Source organism: Candidatus Hepatincolaceae symbiont of Strigamia maritima (genome assembly GCF_055505085.1).
Genome location: NZ_DBKDTU010000175.1, coordinates 1 through 6,965, shown reverse-complemented (window position 1 = coordinate 6,965; position 6,965 = coordinate 1). Strand labels below are relative to the sequence as shown.

The 6,965-nt window shown below is 29.0% G+C and carries 8 protein-coding genes and 1 tRNA gene; all 9 read right to left on the bottom strand.

The window, feature by feature from the left end; all coding sequences use genetic code 11:
• Window positions 1-180: 180 nt before the first annotated feature.
• Window positions 181-918, bottom strand: a complete 738-nt coding sequence (locus tag ACQCX0_RS04820) for a methyltransferase domain-containing protein (protein WP_462563042.1) — start codon at window positions 916-918, stop codon at window positions 181-183.
• A complete protein-coding gene (locus ACQCX0_RS04815) occupies window positions 911-1,546 on the bottom strand; it encodes a hypothetical protein (RefSeq protein WP_462563041.1) in 636 nt (211 codons plus the stop codon). Before ACQCX0_RS04815 ends, ACQCX0_RS04820 begins: the two co-directional genes overlap by 8 nt.
• Window positions 1,547-1,587: 41 nt before the next feature.
• Window positions 1,588-2,754, bottom strand: coding sequence for an aminotransferase class I/II-fold pyridoxal phosphate-dependent enzyme (locus ACQCX0_RS04810; protein WP_462563040.1), 1,167 nt, complete (start codon window positions 2,752-2,754; stop codon window positions 1,588-1,590).
• Window positions 2,755-2,882: 128 nt separating this feature from the next.
• Window positions 2,883-2,957, bottom strand: a tRNA-Thr gene (locus ACQCX0_RS04805).
• Between the two features lie 67 nt (window positions 2,958-3,024).
• Window positions 3,025-4,419, bottom strand: a complete 1,395-nt coding sequence (locus tag ACQCX0_RS04800) for a ribonuclease E/G (protein ID WP_462563039.1) — start codon at window positions 4,417-4,419, stop codon at window positions 3,025-3,027.
• Window positions 4,409-5,008 carry a Maf family protein gene (locus tag ACQCX0_RS04795; protein ID WP_462563038.1) on the bottom strand — a complete coding sequence of 200 codons (600 nt, stop codon included), beginning with the start codon at window positions 5,006-5,008 and terminating at the stop codon, window positions 4,409-4,411. The genes ACQCX0_RS04800 and ACQCX0_RS04795 overlap by 11 nt, the downstream gene beginning before the upstream one ends.
• Before the next feature lie 8 nt (window positions 5,009-5,016).
• Complete coding sequence (locus ACQCX0_RS04790; protein ID WP_462563037.1) at window positions 5,017-5,418, bottom strand: S1 domain-containing protein; 402 nt, start codon at window positions 5,416-5,418, stop codon at window positions 5,017-5,019.
• A 6-nt stretch (window positions 5,419-5,424) separates the two neighbouring features.
• A complete protein-coding gene (murA, locus tag ACQCX0_RS04785; RefSeq protein WP_462563036.1) occupies window positions 5,425-6,687 on the bottom strand; it encodes a UDP-N-acetylglucosamine 1-carboxyvinyltransferase in 1,263 nt (420 codons plus the stop codon).
• Window positions 6,688-6,689: 2 nt separating this feature from the next.
• A complete protein-coding gene (locus ACQCX0_RS04780; RefSeq protein WP_462563035.1) occupies window positions 6,690-6,857 on the bottom strand; it encodes a hypothetical protein in 168 nt (55 codons plus the stop codon).
• Between the last annotated feature and the right edge of the window lie 108 nt (window positions 6,858-6,965).

Sequence of the window (6,965 nt, the reverse complement as noted above, 5' to 3'; positions counted from 1 at the left end):
GAGATCGGTCTCGGCATTCCTGCTGAACCGCTCTTCCGATCTTTACAAATATTTATCCTTAGGAGGAATAAAAACTCTACCTGCTTTTAAGATTGTAAAAGTTATTAATTCTAATAAAAATACATATGAACAAACTACTAATTTGAAATAAGCTAAGAAAGTTAAAAAAATAAAAATTGATCATTTGCTAACTAAAAAATATGCTATTTTATAGTTAATATTAATACCGTTATTAAAAGAATCTAAAAGTTTTTTTAAAGCTATAATGGAATTTTTGCTATTAGAAGTTCCTGCTCCAATATTCTTTAATGATTTTAAAAATAAATATGCATTGTGAAATTCCTGTAGTTCTTCTTCTATAATTAATTCTATTTTATAGGCATTAAGATATTTTAAAATCATATTAAGTTTCTCTTCTGACAATAAATTAAGAAAACTATCTACACACTCGTATTTTTTAGCTGCTTTTAGCCAAACTTTAAAACTACCCTTCAATAAAGTAGCAAATGCCAAATACTTAGTACTATTATAGAGCCTCTGCAAACTACTAAGAGGATTAGAAAACCACTGCATACTAAGGGAAGAAACTATAATATCAAAATTTTTATCACTATTAACTTCTTCCCCATCCATTAGTGCTACTTTAAGATTAGGAGAAGATATTTTATTACGTAATACTTCTAACATTAACGGTGCAATATCTGTGGCTAAATAGTTACTGTTCGGATAGATTTTTAGTAATTCTTCAGTTAAAAAACCCGTACCACAACCGACTTCACAAATATTAGTTACTTTTAGATTTGCTCTAACTATAAATTTTGCCAGCCGGTCCGCTACAATCTTTTGAATTTTAGCATGTTCATCATAACTTTTAGCAGCTTGATTAAAACTATTTGCAATATTACGTTTATCAATCATATTTTTTCACAAAATTTTTGAGAGAATCTCCTATTAATTGCGGTAAATTATACCCCAAACCGTGTCCACCTTTAGGTATAATTACTAAATTAGTATTAAATTCCCTCTTTGCTTGCTTTATATCTATTATACCATCATCTTGGGTACTAAAGAAAATACTAGGTTTATTCTTAATAAATTTAAACTTTGCCGTATTTAGGTAACTTAAATCTTCAGATAATCTTTGATAATTTAAAGATTCATAATTAAGGGGATATCTCACACCACATTTTTGATAAAAACTTTTTAGAGTTGCATGAGGATTCTTTGTAAAGGCAGTGATCATTTTTTCTAGTTTGAAAGACTGCTCTTTACTTGCACAAAAATCTAAAAAACTATTAATGCCAACAACTGCTTTACAATTTTGTACCTCATTCTCTAATATTTTTAAAAATCCTAAAGAATGTCCTATTGCTATATAATTACCAGTAATTTTCTGATATTCAGATTCTCCGAAATAACCTGTATCCTGAACAATACATTGATATTCCTTTAAAAATTCTAATAATGGAGTAAAGAATTCTTTAGTAAACCCCCAACCATGATAAAAAACCAGTTGGATCTCTTTAATATTCTTAGGTGTACTCATATAATTACTTCTGTAGTTGGGACTAGTTTAGTATTATCCTATCAATGAATATAATACATTTGCCAGGCTATTCTTAACTCTTGTATTAAATTTTTAAGATTCAGATAGGTATGGCTGGTTTTAATACTGATTCTTAATCTTGCCTTACCATAAGGTACAGTAGGAGGCTTAATTAGAGATACCAAAATACCTTTACTTAATAAATATTCCTTAATCTTTTGTATTACTTCTAAATTAGAAATAATGACGGGAATAATTTGGCTATTAGAATTAGCAGTATCCACTCCCAGACTAATAAGCTCCTTTCTTAAAAAAGTAGCTTTTTCTTGTAGTTTATATCTTTCATTTTTAATATCTTCTAAAAGATCCCAAGCCTTATCTATGGCTCCTATAATAGCAGGAGATAATGCCGTAGAATACACAAATCCTGAACATTTGTTTAATAAATACTGATAAATTATATTGGAACACACCACATAACCTCCGGTACATCCAATAGATTTACTAAAAGTACCCATAATTAAATCTATATCCTGTTCATATCCCTCTGTAATTCCATATCCTTTTTCACCAAAAACTCCTAATGCATGTGCTTCATCTAAATATAAGAAAGCTTGGTATTCTTTAGCAAGCTTTACCAAAGTTTTTATATCAACTACAGTACCATCCATACTAAAAACAGTTTCACTAATAATAAACTTAGGACGTTTATCAGTTTTATAAAAATCTAAATATTGTTCCAACTCTTGCATATCAACATTTGTGTATCTAATTTGTTTAACACCTGCTAACTTACAGCCACTATGGATGGAAGCATGATTTAATCTATCAGAAAACACTAAAGGTAATGCCATTAGTACTTTAGGATTAAGTAGAGCTGCTAATATAGTACTATTAGTTAGGTATCCTGAACTAAAAATTAAAGACTTAGCTTTATTCTTAGCTTTTGCTATTTTTTCTTCTAAATTAGTATAAATAGAAGGAGAAGTAACTAACCTAGAAGCTTTTCCTCCTATTCCCCACATATCCAAAAATTCTTTAGCAGCAACAATGATTTTAGTATTATTACTGAAATCTAAATAATCATTATCCCTAAAATCTAAAATAATATTTTTGGTCTTAGAAGGAAGACTACGTAACAAGCCTTTAGTGTGAAGATTAGCTGTTATTTCTTGGTATTTTTCTTCCTGATATTTTAAGTTTTTCATAAAATAACAACATTTATTTTTGTAGGTATCCTATCCCAAGCTAACATTTTGTTGTATTGGAAATATTTAAGCATAATTTTATTAATTTTATTAAAATCTTATTTAATTTTGTAACATAGGTTTTTATATGGTGCCATCGGCGTGAATTGAACACGCGACCCCACCCTTACCAAGGGTGTGCTCTACCACTAAGCCACGATGGCGTATAATTTCTTACTACTTTAAAATAATAGATTAATGCTTAATTTAAGTTTTGACAAGTAATTTTTTCTAATTACTCACTTTAATACTGTTTGTATTATCATCTATTATAAATTTAATATTGTAGTCTTGGTTAATTTTTTCTATGGATTTCTTAAATAATTGCTGAAAGGATTGTAAAATTCTTCCGCAGGCGGTTATATACACAACTTTCTCTGGTTGCTTTTCCAATAAATTTTGTAATTTATCAAAAGCTACAAATTGCTCATACACTGAAGAAGTAACAAAACCACTACCCTTACAAGAAGAACAAGGCTCTTTTAGTAAAAAACTAAAAGAATCTTGTGTTTTTTTTCTAGTTAATTCTAAAATGCCCATTTTGCTAAATCCGTAAAGATTAATATTTCTATCCCTAGTAAAGACTTCTTCTACTTTCTTACTAAGCTTTTCACGTTTCACTTTATCTTTTATTTTTAAAAAATCTACAAGGATTTGCCCACCTAAATTGCGAAGTATAATCTGATTATATAAAGTGTTTAATATTGCTAAATTTGCTTGCAAAAATTCATCTTCTTTTCCCGCAGCATCTCTTGTAATTTTAGGTTTAAAATTGATATCTATAAAATTAAATGCTATATTTTCAATGAATACAAGTTCTACATTATTAAGTGCTATAGTATCTTTTAATAACATATCTACTTCATGTTGCAAATTATATTTAGTAAACAAAGTAGTTTTTTCTTTATGTAATTCTACCTCAATATCTAAAAAATTATAATCCTCTTCAATAAAATTCTCAATTTCTTTATAATCTTTAATGTTATTACAGAGAATTTTTTTGGGAATTAGAGTACTATCTGTGGTAATAATTTGTTCTTTATAAGAAAAATCATATAAAAGACCGAATGATTTTACTGATTTTGATAACCTAATTATGTTAGACCACCGCTGTTTTAATAAAACAACTTCCTGTAGAAAAAAATCATAATAATCAATTTGAAAATTACTCCTAACAATTAAACCGTATTCTTTTGAGGCATCATAATGTTTTTTAAAATAGTTTTTTACTTCATCTTTTAATAAAGTAGAGAATCTCAGCTCATTACTTTGGGGTAAAAAAACACTAAATACACCTTGTAAAACAACTTTATTAGTAACTTCTGCCAGTTTATTAGGTGAAGAAGCATTCTTTACTACTTGTACAATAAGTTTTTCTCCTACTGTATGGTGTTTATTAACAGCATTAATTGGTAAAAGAGCTTGTACATTTTTATCTAAACTTACAAAAAAGCACTCCATAATCTGATTCTTACTTTCAATTTTAGCTAAGTAAATTTTATTGAGCATATTTTTGTTATATAATTCCAATCCTACTAAAGCATTTTGCTGGTTTATATTGGCAATTAAATAAATGCCATCATCATTATTAATAACTAAAGTTTTAATATTATTATTAATTAGCATAATTATACTTATATCCTAATCCTGTTAACATAGAATAGGTTTCAGCTAAAGGAAGGCCTATAATTGAAGAATATGACCCTTTAATTTGGTAAACAAACATTTCAAAAACACCTTGTATAGAATAACCTCCGGATTTCCCTTGCCATTCATTGGTATTTAAATACATACTAATTTCTTTATTATTTAGACGCTTTAATTTCACTATACTTTTTACTACCCTAAGAGATTTCTCTCCTTTAGCATTCATAATACAAATACCTGTTAAAACCTTATGATTTCTTCCTGACAATATCCCTAAATACTTTGCAGCTTCTTCTATATTTTTAGGTTTCCCTAAGATTACGGTACCACGTACTACTAAGGTATCGGCTGCTATTATAAAAGTATTATCCTGTAAATTATTTTTATTATCATTAAATATTTTTGAAGCTTTTTCAAAAGCTACTCTTTTAACAAGTGCTGTGGAGTTTTCTTTTTCTCTAGGTTCTTCATTAATATTAGCAGGTAGAATCTTTATAGGAAAAACCCCGATTTTATTTAATAAGTATGCCCTCCTCTCTGAGCTTGACGCTAAGATTACTTGTTGCATTGTAATTTTTATACCTTATTTAGGTTTGTATCTACAGTTTTATGTCTAAATTTAATTCTCCCAAGAATTTTTTGCTCAGAATTACTAAGCTGTTCAAAATCTTCTTTTCTAACCTCTACATCTACAATATCATTTACTAATACTTTAATCCTATGTTTTCTCATGGTTCCTGCGGCATACGCATTAATCTCCCTACCCCTAAAATTTACTATAAAATTATTACTAGCCATATCAGTTACTTTACCGGTTACAATATAAAAACCTTTATGCTCTTTAATATCCTTAGGCAATTCCTTGGTTTGCTCTAAATTATCTGTATCTTGTTCTTCTAATTCTTTTAAGGCATTAGCAATTTCTTGCTCTTCTTTGCGTTTATTAATTTTCTTAATTTGTTTTGTTGATATATTCATGCAGTACTATACTCCTATTCTTTTTATATCTATACCACAAGGTATAAGTTTTGATAAAATATCTTGATAACCTCTATCTAAATGTGATAGTTCTCTAATTAGAGTTTCGCCCTCTGCTACTAAACCGGCAATTACTAAAGCAAAAGAAGCTCTAATATCTGTAGCTTTAACTTCTGCTCCTTCTAGTTTTAATACTCCGTTTACCACTGCTGTGCTATGATCTTTAATTACAATATCCGCCCCCATTCTTTTTAATTCAGGAACATGTGTAAACCTATTTTCAAAAATATTTTCTGAAATAATAGATTTACCTTTAGCTAAACACATATAAGCCATCCACTGTGCTTGAATATCCGTGGGAAATCCCGGATAAATTGCAGTCTCAACATCTACAGCATTAATAACCTCAGGACCTTTAATTAAAACCTTATTTTCTAATAAAGGTTTTATTACTGCCCCTGATTTAGTTAAATAATCAAAAATATTCTGCATAGAAACAAGGTGAACTCCTTCTAAGATAAGTTCTCCCTTTGTAGCAGCTCCTGCTATAGCATAACTTGCAGCCTCTATCCTATCCGGTAATACATGATATTTAGTTTTGTATAAACTAGTTACTCCTTTTATTTCAATTAAACTAGTGCCGACACCTTTAATATTTGCTCCCATTTTATTTAAGCAATTAGCTAAATCTACAATTTCCGGCTCTTTAGCAGCATTAATAATAACAGTAGTTCCCTTAGCTAAAACCCCTGCCATTATAATATTTTCGGTGGCTCCTACCGATACTGTTTCTAAGGTAATTTCAGCACCTATTAAACCTCTAGGAGCAGTTGCTTGTATAAATCCGTGTTCTACGTGAATCTCTGCACCTAAGGCTTGCATACCTTTAATATGTAAATCAACAGGTCTTTCCCCTATACTACAACCCCCAGGTAAAGCAACTCTGGCTTCCCCGTATTTAGCAAGGAGTGGTCCTAATACTAAAATAGAAGCCCTCATTTTGCTTACTAAATTATAGTTTGAGGTAAAGTTATTAATATCTTTAGCATTAAGAACTAATGAGTTATTATTAAAATATACTTTTACATTTAGATCTTGCAGAATTTCATTCATTACTAAAATATCAGATAGATGTGGAACATTTTCTAGAGTTATCTCTTGATCACTTAATATAGCAGCAGCAATTAAGGGTAAAACAGCATTCTTTGCACCACTTATCTTAACTGTGCCAACTAATTTATTGCCACCCAATATTTTGATTTGCTCCATTATTATTCCTTATGATTTGTATTGATTTTAGAAGAATTACTATTGTCCTCTATTTGTTTTCTTTGTTGTTTTTGTAATCTACGTTTTCTTAAATTAATTCTTAGGGCAAGTGCTTCTTTTTTCTCCCTAAGATTAGCCTTATCTTTTGATGATGGTTTCTTATCTTGCATATTATGTTTTTATATATTAGTTTAACTTATTCATAGCTAGCTTATCTTCCAAAGTATAGATTTTATCATTTTTCTTTTTCTTAAGCATTATAAAAAAGATTTTTTATT